This window comes from Xanthomonas sp. NCPPB 3218 (assembly GCF_056725185.1).
Window position 1 is genome coordinate 3781651 of sequence record NZ_CM161516.1, and the last position, 16477, is coordinate 3798127.

Genomic DNA, 16477 nt, shown 5'->3' on the forward strand with positions numbered 1-16477 from the left:
GCATAACCTGAATATCACATCGCCTTGCGCACACTAGCGTGATGGCAGACGTGCACTCCCCCCTTCCGTCGCCGCCATTGCTGGACGATGCCTGCGCATTGTTTCTGGACGTGGACGGTACCCTCATCGACTTTGCCGACAGCCCCGAGGCTGTGCGGCTCCTGCCCGAGGTCCGCGCGGCCATCGGCCAGCTAAGTGACCGCCTGCATGGCGCCGTGGCGCTGGTCAGCGGCCGACCGCTGTCGCAACTGGACGCCTTGTTCGCGCCGTTGCTGCTTCCGGCCGCCGGCCTGCACGGGCACGAACTGCGCAGCGATATCGCCGCACGCGCGGCGATGCCGCAGGACACCTCCGAGTGGCTGCATGGCCTGCATCAGCGTGCCGCCGCACTCACGCACCGGCACCCCGGCGTGCTGGTCGAAGACAAGGGCGTCAGCGTCGCGCTGCATTGGCGCGCACAGCCGCTGGCCGGCCCCGACGTGCTCGCCTTTGCGCAGCAGGAAATCGCCCAGCTTTCCGGGTACCGCCTGCAACCGGGCGACCACGTGATCGAATTCGTCCCCGAAGGCAGCAACAAGGGTTTGGCGGTCGAACAGCTGATGCAGCAGGGCGCATTCGCCGGCCGCACGCCGGTGTTCGTCGGCGACGACCTCACCGACGAATTCGGTTTCGAAGCAGCCAATCGTCTCGGCGGCTGGAGCGTGCTGGTCGGCGATCGCGCCCAGACCAGCGCGCGCTTCCGCGTCGACGGCACCGCCGACGTGCATGCGTGGCTGCAACGCAACGCGCGTCAGGCCTGAGCGCGGCGCGCCTTCCCCTCTTCTCTTCAAAAGGATCGTTCGCACTCCATGACCGAGCCAAACCTGGATCTGGGCGTCATCGGCAACTGCAGCTTTGGGGCATTGGTCGATCGGCAGGCACGCGTGGTGTGGAGTTGCCTGCCGGCGTTCGACGGCGACCCGGCGTTCTGTTCGCTGCTCTCGCCCAAGCGCGAAGGCGGTGACTTTGCCGTGGAGCTGGAGGACTTCGCCAGCAGCGAGCAACACTATCTGCCCAATACCGCTGTGCTGCGCACCGTGTTGCGCGACCACCACGGCGGCGAAGTGGAAGTCATCGACTTCGCACCGCGCTGGCGCAACAACGGGCGTTTCTACCGGCCCGTCAGCATCATCCGGCAGATCCGCCCGCTGGCCGGCAACCCGCGCATCATCGTGCGCGCCCGCCCGCTGGCCGACTGGGGCGGACGCAGCCCGGAAACCACCTGGGGCAGCAATCACATCCGCTGGGTGCTGCCCGAATTCACCCTGCGCCTGACCACTGACGTGCCGGTACGCTTCGTACGCGACGGCCTGCCGTTCGTGCTCAGCCACCCGGTCAACCTGGTGCTGGGCGTGGACGAATCGCTGACCCGCTCGCTCACCGGCTATGTGCAGGAAGCGCAGGAACGCACCGAAGAATACTGGCGCGAATGGGTGCGCTACCTGTCGATTCCGCTCGACTGGCAGGAAGCGGTGATCCGCAGCGCAATCACGCTCAAGCTGTGCCAGTACGAAGACAGCGGCGCCATCATCGCGGCGATGACCACCTCGATCCCGGAAGCCCCCAACACCCCGCGCAACTGGGATTACCGCTATTGCTGGCTGCGCGATGCCGCATTTGTGGTGCGTGCGCTGAATCGCCTGGGCGCCACCCGCACGATGGAGCAGTTCATCGGCTACATCTTCAACATCGCCACCGCCGACGGCACCATGCAGCCACTGTACGGCATCGGTTTCGAATCCCAGCTGGAAGAGCACGAAGTCGAGACGATGGAGGGCTACCGCGGCATGGGCCCGGTACGCCGCGGCAACCTGGCCTGGATCCAGCAGCAGCACGATGTCTACGGCAGCGTAGTGCTGGCCTCCACCCAGCTGTTCTTCGATCTGCGCCTGAAGGACCAGGGCGATGCGGACACCTTCCGCCGCCTGGAGCCACTGGGCGAGCGCGCGTTCGCGCTGCACAACGTGCCCGATGCCGGCTTGTGGGAATTCCGCGGCCGCGCTGAAGTGCATACCTATACCGCCGCGATGTGCTGGGCTGCCTGCGACCGCCTCTCCAAGATCGCCGACCGGCTGGTGCTGCCCGAGCGCAGCGTTTACTGGCGCGAACGCGCCGACACCATCCGCGAACGCGTGCTGGACGAGGCCTGGAGCGAAGAGCGCGGCCATTTCACCGATACGCTGGGCGGTCATCGCCTGGATGCATCGCTGTTGCTGCTGGCCGATATCGGTATCGTCGCCAACGACGACAGCCGCTTCGTGCGCACGGTCGAAGCGGTTGGCCGCGTGCTCAAGCATGGCGATGCGCTGTATCGCTACATCGCACCGGATGACTTCGGTGAGCCGGAAACCAGCTTCACCATCTGCACGTTCTGGTACATCGACGCGCTGGCCGCGATCGGTCGCAAGGAGGAGGCGCGTGAATTGTTCGAACGCATCCTCTCGCGCCGCAATCACCTCGGCTTGCTGTCGGAGGATCTATCGTTTGAAGACGGCGAAGCCTGGGGGAATTTCCCCCAGACCTATTCGCATGTGGGCTTGATCATCGCAGCGATGCGCTTGTCGCGGAGCTGGCAGGAGGCGTCATGAGTCGTTTGGTGGTGGTATCCAACCGCGTTGCAGTGCCCGGCGAAAACCGCGCCGGCGGGCTGGCGGTTGGTTTGTTGGCTGCGCTCAAGGAGCGCGGCGGTGTGTGGTTCGGCTGGAGCGGCAAGACCGTCCGCGGCGACAGCGGCGGCATGCACGAACAGACCGAGGGCGACATCAAGTTCGTCACCATGGACCTCAACAAGCGCGACATCGATTCGTACTACAACGGGTTCGCCAATCGCACGCTGTGGCCGCTGCTGCACTTCCGCCTGGACCTGGTCGATTACGACCGCGCCACCCGCGAAGGCTATATGCGCGTCAACCGGCTGTTCGCCGAAAAGCTGGCGCCGTTGCTGAAGGACAGCGACACGCTGTGGATCCACGATTACCACATGATTCCGCTGGGCGCGATGCTGCGCGAGCTGGGTGTGGGCTGCAAGATGGGCTTCTTCCTGCACGTGCCGATGCCCTCGGCCGACCTGATGCAGGCGATGCCGGATCACGCGCGCTTGTTCAGTACGTTCTACGCGTACGACCTGGTCGGCTTCCAGACCCAGCGCGATGCCGAGCGCTTCAAGGCCTATGTGCGCCTGTTCGGCGGCGGCCGCATTCTCGACGGCGACATCGTCGAAGGCCCCGGCGGGCGTCGCTTCAGTGCTGCGGCGTTCCCAATCGGGATCGATACCGACCTGATCGCCAACCAGGCCAAGGCCTCGGTCGGCAAGCAGGCGGTGCGCGACCTGCGCGAAAGCCTGCGTGGCCGGCAACTGGCGATCGGCGTGGACCGGCTGGATTATTCCAAGGGCCTGCCGGAACGCTTCCAGGGCTTCGAGCGCTATCTGGAGCGTTATCCGGACCAATCCGGCAGCCTGACCTATCTACAGATTGCGCCGGTATCGCGCGGCGACGTCAATGAGTACCGCCAGTTGCGCGGGCAGCTGGAACAGATCGCCGGCCACATCAACGGTGGACATGCCGAGCCGGATTGGACGCCGCTGCGCTACGTCAATCAGAACTTCAGCCATGCGACGTTGACCGGTTTCTATCGTGCGGCCTCAGTCGGCCTGGTCACACCGCTGCGCGATGGCATGAACCTGGTCGCTAAGGAATTCGTCGCGGCGCAGGATCCGCAGAATCCGGGCGTCCTGGTGCTGTCGTTGCTGGCCGGTGCAGCGGACGAAATGAAAGAGGCACTGCTGGTCAATCCGCACGATCTGGACGGCGTGGCCGACGCGATCGCCACTGCGGCAAGCATGCCGCTGGCAACCCGTATCGAACGCTGGAGCGCGATGATGGATCATCTGCGCAAGAACAACATCAATCACTGGCGCCAGCGCTACCTGCAGGCACTTGCAGATATCTGACTTCGGTGTCCGCAACGCAGGCTGCCAGCACCACGCTATCAGCACAGACGCGCTGCGCACCGGCAGCGCCCCCCCCTTCTCCCCTCGGGAGAAGGTGCCCGAAGGGCGGATGAGAGTAAGCGTGTACGTACAAGTGGAAATGTCCGAAGCGCAAACTCCCAGCTTCTACAAATCCCAACTCCCGAATGCCGAATCCCCACCTCACCGCTTGAGTCAATAACTCAATAGAACTACTGCAGGATCCTGCATTTGTCGCGGCGCACGAATGCACCAAACACCGACTGACGCCTGCAGCAATCTCCAGCCATATCGGATTTGAGCAATTCCAGCGCCCCAACCGCATGGCCTGGAACATTGGTTCTCATTCCGTCACGGACACAAGCGTCATTGCGGTCTAAAATATCTGCATGAGTAGCGCTGAGGACCCTGGGAGGGGCTGCGCGTTCATATCCGGACGTTCTGCTTTAGGACGTTTTTGTTGGATCCAAGGCCGCCCTTTGCCAGCCTGTGATCTTGCTCCCTCCACGACTCGCCACCGCCTGCCGGTGCCTGGGTCCTTCCTGACATCTCAAAATGACTGATCAATCCTCAAAACGTGGACTAGGCACCTGGTTGCTGGTGGTCTATGCCGTGGTGATCGCCGTGCTCGGTGCGGTGCTTGCCTACGAGGGCGGCCGCCTGGTCGCCGTCGGTGGCTCCTGGTATTACCTGCTGGCGGGCATCGGCCTGTTCCTGGCCGGCGTGTTGCTGGCGCTGGGCAAGCGTGCCGGCCTGTGGCTGTTTGGCGCCACGCTGGCGGCCACCATCGCCTGGGCGCTGTGGGAAGTGGGCCTGGATGGCTGGGGCCTGGTCCCGCGTCTGGCCTGGATGTCGGTGCTGGGGCTGGTGCTGCTGCCGTTCTGGGGCGTGGCCCGTCGCCGTATGCAGCCGCTGTCGGGGCTGGGCTATGTGCTGGTGACTGGCGTGCTGCCGATCCTGGGCGCGACGCTGATCCTGTGGCCACTGCTGGTGCCGCGCAATGTCGAACTGGCCGATGCCTCCAAGCTGCCGGCCGAGAATGCGACGCCGTTCAGCCGCGCCAACGTGCCCAGCCCGGACGGCAACGTCGCGGCCAATCACGATGCCAGCAACTGGACCTCGTACGCCGGCTCCAACCTGTCCAACCACTACACCCCCGGTGCGCAGATCACGCCGGAGAACGCCAAGAACCTGAAGGTGGCCTGGGAATTCCATACCGGCGATCTGAAGCCGGCCGGCTCCAAGCTGGGCTACGCCTTCCAGAACACCCCGCTCAAGGTCGGCGAGCTGCTCTACATCTGCACCCCGACCCAGAAGGTGATCGCGGTGGAAGCGGCCAACGGCAAGGAGCGCTGGCGCTTCGACCCGCAGACCAACCCCAAGGCGATGGCCGGCGTTGCCGCCACCACCTGCCGCGGCGTGTCGTACTACCAGGCGCCGCAAGGCACCGCCGAGTGCCCGACGCGGATCTTCTGGCCGATGGTCGATGGCCGCCTCGGCGCGCTGGACGCGCAGACCGGCAAGCTGTGCACCAGCTTCGGCAACAACGGCTTTGTCGATCTCAATGCCGGCACCGGCAACACCAAGCCGGGCTTCGTCGGCCCGACCTCGCCGCCGGTGGTGATGCGCGGCGTGGTGATCCAGCCCACCGGCCAGGTGCGTGACGGCCAGGAAGGCGATGCGCCGTCGGGCGTGGTGCGCGGCTTCGATGCGCTCACCGGCCAGCTGCGTTGGGCCTGGGACCTGGGCAACCCGGCGATCACCGCCGAGCCGCCGGCCGGGCAGACCTATACCCGTTCCACCCCGAACGTGTGGTCGCTGATGGCGGCCGACGACGAACTGGGCCTGGTGTATCTGCCGACCGGCAATGCCTCGGGCGATTTCTTCGGCAAGGGCCGCACCCCGCAGGATGAGGAATACACCGCCTCGCTGGTTGCCGTGGATGCGGCCACCGGCAAGGAGCGTTGGCACTTCCGCACCGTCAACCACGACCTGTGGGATTACGACATCGGCCCGCAGCCGAACCTGGTCGACTGGCCGGTCGCCGGCGGCGCTACCCGCCCTGCGGTGATCCAGGCCACCAAGTCCGGTCAGGTGTTCGTGCTGGACCGCGCCACCGGTGCCCCGCTCATGCCGGTCAAGCAGATCGCTGTGCCGCAGGGCACCGATCATGGCGACTGGACCGCGGCCACCCAGCCGATCTCGCCGGGCATGCCCAATACCGTGGGCGCACCGAGCCGCGAGTACGAAACCATCGTCGAATCCGACGCCTGGGGCATGACCCCGTTCGACCAGCTGGCCTGCCGCATCCAGTTCAAGCAGCTGCGCTACGAAGGCATGTTCACCCCGCCGACCCTGCAGGGCTCGCTGGCCTTCACCGGCAACCACGGCGGCATCAACTGGGGCGGCGTCTCGGTCGATCTGCAGCGCGGCATCATGGTGATGAACAGCAATCGCCTGCCCTACACCCTGCAGGTCTACACCCGCGAAAAGATGAATGAGCTGGGCGTGGTGTCGGTGTTCGACGGCAAGAGCAAGACGCCGGGCTACATGGCGCAGAAGGGCCTGGCCTACGGCGCCCGCAAGGAGCCGTGGATGTCGCCGCTCAACACGCCGTGCGTGGCACCGCCGTGGGGCTACATCTCCGGCGTGGACCTGCGCACCCAGCAGGTGATCTGGCGGCGTCCGCTGGGCACCGGTTACGACCAGGGTCCGATGGGCATCCCGTCCAAGACCAAGTTCGAGATCGGCACGCCCAACAACAGCGGCTCGTTGGCCACCGCCGGCGGCGTGACCTTCATCGGCGCGACCCTGGACGACTTCATGCGCGGCTTCGACACCCGCACCGGCAAGCAGGTCTGGGAGACCCGCGTGCCGGCCGGCCCGCAGGCCGCTCCGCTGAGCTACACCATCGACGGCAAGCAGTACATCGTGGCCGCCGTGGGTGGGCACGACCGCATGGAAACCAAGTCGGGCGACAGCGTGATCGCCTGGGCGCTGCCCGACGACGCGGGCGCCAAGCCGGCGAAGTAAGCCGGTGTAGCGTCAGCTAGTTGGGTATCGATAGACCGGTCATCGTGAGATGGCCGGTTTTTTTTTGGGAATCGGGAATCGGGATTCGGGAATGGGAAAAGCGCTTTTCTGTCGTCTTTCACCGCTGGGCTGGATTGATGGCGCGCCCGATTCGCCAATCCCCACTCCCGATTCCCCGCGCTTCGATGCATGTTCGTTGCGTTGCACCGATGGCGCCACTGGTCAGTCTTGATTGCGTGCATGCGATCGGACTGCGTGGCGTCGCGGTCTACGAAGTGTTTACGGAGCCAGCTGATATTTCACGTGGGATTTACAATTGCAAGACCGGCGTTTGGCTGAAAGTCGCATTTTTACAGCACATCGGGCGGTACTGAAACCGCTTCCAAATCAACTACATCGGTGTTTTTGGGGGTCTGGTCGGCAGATTCCGACGAACGGTGATTTCACGCCGTCATGATTCGGGCTCGGCCGCCGATACCCCATAGCAGCCCATGCAGCGCAGGACGCCGCTCCCCACTCCGAATCACTCAGTTGGACTCAGCCTATGTCGCCCTCACCCGATGCCACCGCCGTCTCCCGCCCGCCTTCCGGCCGGAACCTTGCGCGTGCCAGCACGGCCGCATGGCTGCCTGCCGCTGCACAGATCGGGCTGCTGGGCTTGCTGACGCTCTACGCCGCCACGCTGCTGCCCGGCGGCGTCTGGACCGGCTTGGGCCGCTTGCTGCCGGCGCTGCTGGTACTGGGCGCGGCAAGTGCCGGGCTGTGGTGGTGGGCACGCCGGCGCGGTGTGGCGCAACTGCAACAGGCGATCGGCACGGTGACCGCCATCGGTGAAGGGCGCTTTCAGCGCCTGGATCTGCGCACCGCCTCCGGCGAACTCGCGCCATTGCTGCACGCCCTGCAGGCGACCCAGGACAAGCTGGCCATCCGTCTCGATGTGATGGAACAGGGGCTGCGCCACGGCCAGTTCGTGATCAAGGCGCTGGACGATCTGGACACCATGATCCGCATCGCCGACGACGACGGCCAGGTGCTGTTCGCCAACCGCAAACTGCTGGCGATGCTCAAGCTGATCGAGCCGGATGTGCAGAGCTTCCGCCCCAGCTTCCATGCCGAAGGCTTCGTCGGCGGCAGCATCGGCGACATCTATCCCGACAGCCAGGCCGCGATCGACCGCATGCGTGCGCTGACCGCCTCCAAGGCGGTGCGCGCGCCGTTCTTCGGCCGCCAGATCGACTTCGTCTACAGCCCGATCATCGCCGCCGACGGCACCAAGCTCGGCACCATCGCGCAGTGGATGGACGTCACCGCGCAGGTCAACGCCGAGCAGGCGCTGATCCAGATCATCGATGCCGCCGCGGCCGGCGATTTCAGCCGGCGCATGCAAATCGACGGCATGGATGGCGTGCTGCTGTCGCTGGCGCAGGGCATCAACCGCATCTACGACTCGGTGGAAACCCACCTGGCCGCCTTGGCGCGGGTGATCGGTGCACTGGCCGAAGGCGACCTCACCCAGCGCGTGGAGGGCGATGCGCACGGCATCTTCGCGCGCCTGCGCGACGACACCAACCAGACCGTGACCCGGCTGACCGAGATCATCGGCGACATCCAGATCGCATCGGACACGATCCGCCGCGCGGCGGTGGAAATCGCCGCCGGTAACGCCGACCTGTCCGAGCGCACCGAGCAACAGGCCGCCAATCTGGAAGAAACCGCCAGCTCCATGGAAGAACTCACCTCCACCGTGAAGCAGAACGCCGACAGCGCGCTGCAGGCCAACCGGCTGGTGGTGGGCACCGGCGAAGTCGCGCAGAACGGCGGCCAGGTGATGGACGATGTGGTGTCCACCATGGGCCAGATCAGCACTGCCTCGCGCAAGATCGGCGAGATCATCGGCGTCATCGACGGCATCGCCTTCCAGACCAATATCCTGGCGCTCAACGCCGCGGTGGAAGCCGCACGCGCCGGCGAACAGGGCCGCGGCTTTGCGGTGGTCGCCTCGGAAGTGCGCGCGCTGGCGCGACGCTCGGCCGATGCGGCCAAGGAGATCAAGACGCTGATCGCCGACTCCACCGACAAGGTCGAACTGGGCTCGGGCCTGGTGCACCGCGCCGGCGCGACCATGCGCGAGATCGTCGGCTCGGTCAAACACGTCACCGACATCATGAGCGAGATCACCGCCGCCAGCGCCGAGCAATCCAGCGGCATCGAACAGGTCAACCGTACCGTCGCGCAACTGGACGAAGTCACCCAACGCAACGCCGCGCTGGTGGAAGAAGCCACCGCCGCCGCGCGCAGCCTGGAAGAACAGGCCGTGGAACTGGCCGATGCGGTGTCGATCTTCCGCCTGCAGCCTGCGCACAGCGGCAACCCGAAAGCAGCGCCCGCAAGCTTCAAAAACGCAGCCGCGTAAGCCGCCGTCACGGAATCACCGTAGGAGCGCACCTGGGCGCGACGAAGCTTTCCCGGTAACGCCCCATCGCGCCCAGGTGCGCTCCTACGTCTAGCTGGGGCGCTAGTCGAGAAACCGCTCGCGCTGCTCCGGTGTCGGCAGCATGCAATGCTCGCTGCGACCGAACCAGCGGTAGCGATGGCGTGCGATCAGGCGATAGCCGATGTCGCGCACGCGACGCGGTACCACGCGCAACACCGTGGCCAGCCGCCAGAAGCCGCCCAACCCGGCCAGCACCCGCACGATCGCGTCGCTGTCGGTCCATGCACCGCGGTCATCCACCAGCAGAAACGACAACGGGTCGTCCGGATCCAGCCCATGCTGCTGCAACAGCGCACGTCCGGCCTGGCCCTGCATTGCGGCAAAGCGATAATGCCCGCGTCGATCGTGACGCAGCAGGAACCTGACCCAGCCATTGCACAGCAGGCACACGCCATCGAACACGATGGTCGCGGGCACAGCACCTGGCTGACGGCCGGGCGGCTCCACGCGCGACGGCTTCGAGTGAGGGGTCTCCAACTGAGATGTCTCCAGCTGAGACACGTCAACGAGCGGTGGATCAACGCGGTTCAAGCCAGCCCTCGTAGCGAATGAACTGGCCGACCAGCGGCAAGTGCACGTCGACCAGGAACCCGTAACGCCCGGCGTCGGCATGCTCGCGGCAACGCACCTGCTCGAACCAGCGCGCAGGCAACCGGATCCAGCCCAATGCCCACACCCGGGTGGCCTGCCAGTACAGCGATTGCGCGTCGGCGCGCAGCGCGAATTCGAACCGCACCGCGCCCAGATGTTCGCGCAGGCGCGTGCCCTCACGCCACAGGCGCGAATGCATCGGCAGGCCGCCGAACCGCCGATGCCAGCGCTCGCCCGCCGCGTCTGCAAGAAACTCTACTTCGACCTCCACCTCGCCACTGCGCGGCAAGCGGCTCAACAGTGCCAGTAACGGGACCAGCGCATGCGTGCCGCGTTGAATCCTTGCCCGGCCGGCGAAGGTCTGCCGCTGCTGCACCGAATGCAGCGCGCGCACCGGCGCAGGCAGCTGCGCGAACGCGCCCTGCCCCAACACCTGCGCAAACAACGGCACGCTCAGGGCGCGATCCATGCCAGCGTGGCCATGCGTCCGCTGCGGCGGTCGCGACGATGCGAGAAGAAACGTTGCGGCTCGGAAATGGTGCACAGCCCGCCGCCATGGATGGCGCTGGCCGGCACACCGGCATGCTGCAGGCGCTGACGCGCCAACGTATACAAGTCCACCCGCCAATGCCCCGGGCGGGTCGCGACAAACGCGCGTTGCGCCTGCGCATCGTGCGCGACGAAGGCGTTGAACACGTCTTCACCGATTTCATAGGCCTGCGGCCCCGCTGCCGGCCCCAACCATGCCATCACCTGCTGCGGCGGCGTGCGCATCGCCGCCACGCTGCGCTCCAGCATGCCGTCGGCCAGGCCGCGCCACCCTGCATGCGCGGCGGCCACTTCGCTGCCATCGCCAGCGGCGAGCACGACCGGCAGGCAATCGGCGGTGAGGATCGCCAGCACCACGCCGGGCACAGCGGTCACCGCTGCATCGGCGACCGGTTCCTGCGCGCCTGGCGCGACAGTGCCTGCTGCAGGCGGCTGTTCGCCGGGCGCGAGCACGGGCGCGTCGACACGCAGTACCTCCACCCCATGCACCTGACGCAGCCACTGCGGGGTACCGGGCAGTACCAGCGCCTCGACCAGCAGCGCCCGGTTGCGTTCCACCTGCTCCGGCGCGTCGCCATCGGCACTGTTGCGGTTGCCGAGGTTGAGCGTGTCGAACGGCGCCAGCGAGCCGCCCAGGCCGTGACGCAGCGTGGTCAGCGCATGGATGCGTGGTGGCGCCGGCCAGTCGGCCGGCAGCACGAAGGGTGCGGCGGCGGCCACGTCAGCGGCGTGCCAGCTCGGCGGCGCGTGCGCTGTCTTCGCGCAGGGCCGTCATCAGCCGCTGCAGGTCGGCCGGTACCGGCGCGCTGGCGCGCACCGGCTCGCCGCTGACCGGGTGCAGGAATTCCAGGGTTTCGGCATGCAGCGCCTGGCGCTTGAAGGTGCGCAGCTCGTGCACCAGTTCGTCGGTGGCGCCCTTGGGCAGCTTGAGCGCGCCGCCGTACAGCGGGTCGCCGACGATCGGCGACTTCAGATGCGCCATGTGCACGCGGATCTGGTGGGTGCGCCCGGTTTCCAGCCGGCATTCCAGCGCGGTGTGCGCGCGGAAGCGCTCGCGCAGGCGGTAATGGGTGACCGCATCGCGGCCGTCGTCACGCACCGCCATCTTCAGCCGATCGCGCGGATGGCGGTCGATCGGCGCGTTGGCGGTGCCGCCGGAGACCAGCGCGCCCACCACCACCGCCAGATACTGGCGATGCACATCGCGTGCGGACAGCTGTTCCACCAGCGCGGTCTGCGCCTGCACGGTACGCGCCACCACCATCACCCCACTGGTGTCCTTGTCCAGCCGGTGCACCACGCCTGCGCGCGGCACTGCCGCCAGCGCCGGGTCGCGGAACAGCAAGGCGTTGACCAGGGTACCGTCCGGATTGCCCGCGCCCGGGTGCACCACCAGCCCGGCCGGCTTGTCGATCACCAGTACCTGGTCGTCTTCGTACAGCACGCTCAGCGGGATGTCCTGCGGCGCGGCGTGGGTCTGGGTTTCCAGCACCACCTGCACCTGCACGCTCTCGCCGCCGCGCAAGGTGTCGCGCGGGCGCGCCATTTCCCCGTTCAGCAGCGCATCGCCGGACTTGATCCACTCCGACAGGCGCGAGCGCGAGAATTCGGGGAACAGCTCGGCCAGCACCGCGTCGAAACGGCGTCCAGCGGCGTTGTCGGGCACGATGGCCTGGCGGATGGACGGGTCGAGGGGGTCGGCAGATGGGTCGGACATGGACACGGGCACTCAGGCAAAAGCGGGAATTTGGCGGTCCGGGCGGCGGGAGTCAGTCGCCGGACAGGCCACTAGGCTATCATCGCGCTCTCGTTTTCCTGATGCGTCCTGCCCAGACCCATGATCCGACGGTCCACGTTTTCCGCGCCTGCGCGCCTGATTGCCCTCATGCTGGTCATGGCGTTCGTCGTCACCGGCTGCCACCGCGGCGCCAAGGACAAGAATCCCGATGAGGGCATGCCGGTCGAGCAGCTCTACGGCAAGGGCCACGGCCTGATGGAGAAAGGCAACTGGGCCGGCGCCGAAGCCAGCTACAAGCGCCTGATCGCCCAGTACCCGTACGGCCCGTACACCGAGCAGGCGATGATCGAAACCGCCTATGCCCAGTACAAGGCCGGCAAGCACGATGACACCGTCTCCAGCGTCGACCGCTTCATTCGGACCTATCCGACCCATCGCAACATCTCGTATCTGTACTACCTGCGCGGGCTGGCCAACAGCAACCGCGATACGGTGTTCCTGCGCCGCGTGTGGTCGCTGGATCCGAGCCGTCGCGACCTGTCCTCGCCGCAGCAGGCCTACAACGACTTCAACACCGTCACCGACCGCTACCCGAACAGCCGCTACGCGCCGGATGCGCGCAAGCGCATGATCGAGCTGCGCGACGTGTTCGCCCAGCATGAACTGGACAACGCGCTGTACTACCTGCGGCGCAATGCCTGGGTCTCGGCGGCCGGTCGCGCCAACTACCTGCTGGAAACCTATCCGCAGAGCGCCTACCAATACGACGCGGTCGCGGTGCTGGCAGAGGCCTACACCCACCTGGGCAACAAGACCCTGGCCGCCGACGCACGCCGCGTGCTGGAGCTCAACAGCCCGCAGCACCCGTGGCTGACCGGCGACTGGCCGAAGTATCCCTGGGCCATCCGCAAGCTCAACCCGTTCGCCGGCGAGAAGTCTGCCGCCACCGGTCAGCGCAACGCACAGATGAGCCGCGACTGAGACAGTAGTCGCCGGTGTGATGAGAAGGGGCCGCAAGGCCCCTTTTTTATTGCGGTAACGCGCCTGCGGCGGTGACGGCGCGCCGGCTGCCGCAGGCACTCGCGATGCCTGGCGACAATGACGCCTGATCGACCGGGAGATCGGCCGTCCCGCATTCCGCGCCCGCGCCCCACCCTCTCGCGCAACGCGGGGCGCGCCTGCCTGCGACAGCTGCGGGCACGTCGCCAGACCCGGCACCAGGTCACCGAACCGCGCCGGTGCGCTGCCTATACTCGGCCCTGAAGAAGCTCCGACTCCCCGCTGGCGCCCGCCCAGGAGGCCGCATGTCCCGCTGCATCGTCCCGTTCCTGCTCGCCCTGTTGCTGGCGGCGATGACCACCACCGCCACCGCGGCGCCGATCGTCTATGGCGTCAACGCCCACGACAATCGCCCCGGCTATTCCATGGCCCAGGCCGAGGCCCGCTTCAAGCTGCTGGCCGCACGCAATCTGCGCAGCTACCGCTTCGATGTGGACCCGCGCGATTACGCAACGCTGGATGCGCTGGTCCCGCTGGCGCGCAAGTACGGCATCACGCTGCGCCCGATGGTCTACCCGATGTCGCGCGAGATCGGCTACCAGCTGGCACGCCGCTATGCGGCCGACATCAAGGTGTGGGAGATCGGCAACGAACAGGACCTGGTGCGCGCCGAGGCCGATGTTCGCATCGCGGCAATGACCACGATGTACCTGGGCATGCGCCAGGCCTCCAACGAACTGGGCGCCGGCCTGCGTTTCACCATCAACATCACCGCCTGCAACAGCGACGACCGCAGCGCCAACGCACGCTGCCCCGGCGATCGCAATGGCTCGCTATGGTTCCTGGCCAAGGCCAAGGCGGCCGGCTTCGATTTCGACCACATCAGCTTCCACTACTACGCCTTCCACCAGGATGCCGGCTACTGGAGCGCGTTGTACCTGGGCCAGCTGCGCACCGCGGCGCAGACCTACAAGACCCCGGTGTTCTTCAACGAACTCAACTGTGCGGAGATCTACACCGGCAACACCACCGGCGGTGCGGAAGGCGACCGCGGCTGCTACGACAGCCTGGCGCAGCTGCTGCGCAACGTGCGCGACAACTATGCCGACGTGGTGTCCGAGGTGAACGTCTACGAATTGCTGGACCAGACCAGCATCCAGGGCACCGAAGGCCATTTCGGCCTGATGTACGACCTGACCCGGCCCAAGCCGACCCTGGACCTGCTCACCCGCTTTGCCCAAGCACCGGCCACCGCAACGACAGCCGATGCGCCGGGCGACCGACCGCAATAGCCGTTCGGGCTACTGGCCGGAATAGCCATTGGTGATCGGGTAACGCCGCTCGCGCCCGAACGCGCGCCGCGACACCTTGGGCCCGGGCGCGGCCTGGTGGCGCTTCCATTCGTTGAGCCGCACCAGCCGCAGCACGTGCTCGACCATGTCGGCGGCATAGCCGGCCGCGACGATGTCATCGCGCGACTGCTCCTGGTCGACGTAGCGGTACAGGATGCCGTCCAGCACATCGTACGGCGGCAGCGAATCCTGATCGGTCTGGTTGTCGCGCAACTCGGCCGAGGGCGGGCGCGAAATCACGGCCGGCGGTATCACCGGCGCCCCGCCCACGGTGTTGCGCCACTTGGCCAGGCCGAACACTTCGGTCTTGTATAGATCCTTGAGCGGGGCGTAGCCGCCGCACATGTCGCCGTAGATGGTGGCGTAACCCACCGCGTACTCGCTCTTGTTGCCGGTGGTCAGCAGCAGCCCGCCGAACTTGTTGGACAGCGCCATCAGGATCACCCCACGGCTGCGCGACTGCAGGTTTTCTTCGGTGATGTCCGGCTGGGTGCCTTCGAACATCGGCCCCAGCGCGGCGAGCAGGCCTTCGAACGCCGGCTCGATCGCGATGGTTTCCAGCTTGACGCCCAGCGCGCGGCATTGCTCGTCGGCCAGATCGTTGGACAGGTTGGCGGTGTAGCGCGACGGCAACCGCACTGCGGTGACGTTGTCGCCGCCCAGCGCATCGACCGCCATCGCCAGCACCAGCGCCGAATCGATGCCGCCGGACAGGCCCAGCCAGACCTTGCTGAAGCCGTTCTTGCGGCAATAGTCCTGCAGCCCGCGCACCACGGCGCGCCAGGCCAGCGCATCCATGCTCTCGTCGCCATCGTCCACCCACACCACCGGGGTGAAACTGCGCTCGCCGGCGGCGTAGTCCACCACCAGCCACTGATCGACGAAGGCGGCAGCGGCCGGATGCACGGTACCGTCGCCATCGGCCACCACCGATGCGCCGTCGAACACCAGCGCATCCTGGCCGCCGACCACGTTGAGGTAGGCAATCGCCGCCCCGCTCTCGCGGGTGCGCTCGGCCAGCAGGGCATCGCGCTGCGCATGCTTGCCGCGCTCGTAGGGCGAGGCATTGGGCACCAGCACCAGCTCGGCGCCGGCCTGCACGGTCCTGGCCAGCGGTTCGGCAAACCACAGGTCCTCGCAGATCACCACGCCCACCTGCACGCCCTTGACCGTGACCACGCAGTTGTCGCCATCCGGGTCCACGTCGAAGTAGCGGCGCTCGTCGAACACCGCGTAATTGGGCAATTCGCGCTTGCGATACGTCGCCTCGATACGCCCGTCGCGCAACACGCTGGCGGCGTTGTAGACCACGCTGCCGGCACTCTGCGGCCAGCCGACCACCGCCACGATGCCGCGCGTACTGGCGGCGATGCGCGCCAGCGCTTCCTGGCAATGGGCGAGAAAACCGGGCCGCAGCAGCAGATCTTCCGGCGGGTAGCCGCTGATCGCCAGCTCGGGAAACAGCACGATGTCCGCATCGAACTCGTCGCGCGCTGCCGCGATGAAGTCGATGATGCGATCGGTATTGCGCGTCACGGCGCCGACCGGGAAGTCGAACTGCGCCATGGCGATGCGGAGCGTCTGGGACATTGGAAGGCCTATGCGAATGCAGCGGGGAAGGCGTGGCTGCGCCGCATCCCGCAACAGACCGGGATGCAGACCGGCGTCGCCGCCAAGCCTGCATTATTCCAGAAGCGCGGCGGCGTGCAGGG

The 16477-nt window shown here is 66.7% G+C and carries 12 protein-coding genes; 7 read left to right on the plus strand and 5 right to left on the minus strand.

The genetic code is table 11. The annotated features are described in order from the left end of the window. Positions 1–41 precede the first annotated feature (41 nt). The 5 genes from otsB (at position 42) to AC1PLS_RS15730 (ending at position 9455) form a co-directional block, all read left to right on the plus strand. Positions 42–800 carry a trehalose-phosphatase gene (gene otsB / locus AC1PLS_RS15710; protein WP_481103845.1) on the plus strand — a complete coding sequence of 253 codons (759 nt, stop codon included), beginning with the start codon at positions 42–44 and terminating at the stop codon, positions 798–800. A 48-nt stretch (positions 801–848) separates the two neighbouring features. Next, the gene (locus AC1PLS_RS15715) at positions 849–2627 is read left to right on the plus strand and encodes a glycoside hydrolase family 15 protein (RefSeq protein ID WP_039519409.1); all 1779 of its coding nucleotides are present in this window, start codon (positions 849–851) and stop codon (positions 2625–2627) included. Beyond that, a complete protein-coding gene (gene otsA, locus AC1PLS_RS15720; RefSeq protein WP_024939412.1) occupies positions 2624–3991 on the plus strand; it encodes an alpha,alpha-trehalose-phosphate synthase (UDP-forming) in 1368 nt (455 codons plus the stop codon). Before AC1PLS_RS15715 ends, otsA begins: the two co-directional genes overlap by 4 nt. Before the next feature lie 612 nt (positions 3992–4603). Next, complete coding sequence (locus AC1PLS_RS15725; protein WP_172641715.1) at positions 4604–7042, plus strand: glucose/quinate/shikimate family membrane-bound PQQ-dependent dehydrogenase; 2439 nt, start codon at positions 4604–4606, stop codon at positions 7040–7042. 544 nt (positions 7043–7586) lie between these two features. Next, positions 7587–9455 carry a methyl-accepting chemotaxis protein gene (locus tag AC1PLS_RS15730; RefSeq protein ID WP_481103846.1) on the plus strand — a complete coding sequence of 623 codons (1869 nt, stop codon included), beginning with the start codon at positions 7587–7589 and terminating at the stop codon, positions 9453–9455. A 102-nt stretch (positions 9456–9557) separates the two neighbouring features. Here AC1PLS_RS15730 and AC1PLS_RS15735 read toward each other — a convergent pair whose 3' ends face one another. The 4 genes from AC1PLS_RS15735 to rluD all read right to left on the minus strand — a co-directional run bounded on the left by AC1PLS_RS15735 (position 9558) and on the right by rluD (position 12393). After that, the gene (locus tag AC1PLS_RS15735; RefSeq protein WP_481104504.1) at positions 9558–9983 is read right to left on the minus strand and encodes a thiol-disulfide oxidoreductase DCC family protein; all 426 of its coding nucleotides are present in this window, start codon (positions 9981–9983) and stop codon (positions 9558–9560) included. Positions 9984–10053: 70 nt separating this feature from the next. Next, a complete protein-coding gene (locus AC1PLS_RS15740; RefSeq protein WP_481104505.1) occupies positions 10054–10578 on the minus strand; it encodes a DUF4166 domain-containing protein in 525 nt (174 codons plus the stop codon). Between the two features lie 2 nt (positions 10579–10580). Beyond that, positions 10581–11396 (minus strand): peptidoglycan editing factor PgeF, encoded by an 816-nt coding sequence (gene pgeF, locus AC1PLS_RS15745; protein ID WP_226427341.1) that lies wholly within the window; start codon positions 11394–11396, stop codon positions 10581–10583. 1 nt (position 11397) lies between these two features. Next, positions 11398–12393, minus strand: a complete 996-nt coding sequence (gene rluD / locus AC1PLS_RS15750) for a 23S rRNA pseudouridine(1911/1915/1917) synthase RluD (RefSeq protein WP_054592204.1) — start codon at positions 12391–12393, stop codon at positions 11398–11400. A 120-nt stretch (positions 12394–12513) separates the two neighbouring features. On the opposite strand from rluD, the gene AC1PLS_RS15755 reads away from it, so the two are divergent. Both AC1PLS_RS15755 and AC1PLS_RS15760 read left to right on the plus strand, forming a co-directional pair. Continuing rightward, positions 12514–13395 carry an outer membrane protein assembly factor BamD gene (locus AC1PLS_RS15755; RefSeq protein ID WP_024939405.1) on the plus strand — a complete coding sequence of 294 codons (882 nt, stop codon included), beginning with the start codon at positions 12514–12516 and terminating at the stop codon, positions 13393–13395. A gap of 323 nt (positions 13396–13718) precedes the next feature. Continuing rightward, on the plus strand, positions 13719–14705 hold the full coding sequence (locus AC1PLS_RS15760; RefSeq protein WP_184433733.1) for a glycoside hydrolase family protein: 987 nt from the start codon (positions 13719–13721) through the stop codon (positions 14703–14705). Between the two features lie 9 nt (positions 14706–14714). On the opposite strand, the gene AC1PLS_RS15765 is transcribed toward AC1PLS_RS15760, so the two are convergent. Continuing rightward, positions 14715–16355: an NAD+ synthase gene (locus AC1PLS_RS15765; protein ID WP_481103847.1), complete on the minus strand. Its 1641-nt coding sequence runs from the start codon at positions 16353–16355 to the stop codon at positions 14715–14717. Positions 16356–16477: the final 122 nt, after the last annotated feature.

What these genes read in the sequence shown, in the direction of transcription:
- AC1PLS_RS15765 (WP_481103847.1), bottom strand. Translation starts at nt 16,355, where the DNA reads ATGTCCCAGACGCTCCGCATCGCCATGGCGCAGTTCGACTTCCCGGTC.
- otsB (WP_481103845.1), top strand. Translation starts at nt 42, where the DNA reads ATGGCAGACGTGCACTCCCCCCTTCCGTCGCCGCCATTGCTGGACGAT.
- AC1PLS_RS15760 (WP_184433733.1), top strand. Translation starts at nt 13,719, where the DNA reads ATGTCCCGCTGCATCGTCCCGTTCCTGCTCGCCCTGTTGCTGGCGGCG.
- AC1PLS_RS15715 (WP_039519409.1), top strand. Translation starts at nt 849, where the DNA reads ATGACCGAGCCAAACCTGGATCTGGGCGTCATCGGCAACTGCAGCTTT.
- AC1PLS_RS15730 (WP_481103846.1), top strand. Translation starts at nt 7,587, where the DNA reads ATGTCGCCCTCACCCGATGCCACCGCCGTCTCCCGCCCGCCTTCCGGC.
- AC1PLS_RS15755 (WP_024939405.1), top strand. Translation starts at nt 12,514, where the DNA reads ATGATCCGACGGTCCACGTTTTCCGCGCCTGCGCGCCTGATTGCCCTC.
- rluD (WP_054592204.1), bottom strand. Translation starts at nt 12,393, where the DNA reads ATGTCCGACCCATCTGCCGACCCCCTCGACCCGTCCATCCGCCAGGCC.
- otsA (WP_024939412.1), top strand. Translation starts at nt 2,624, where the DNA reads ATGAGTCGTTTGGTGGTGGTATCCAACCGCGTTGCAGTGCCCGGCGAA.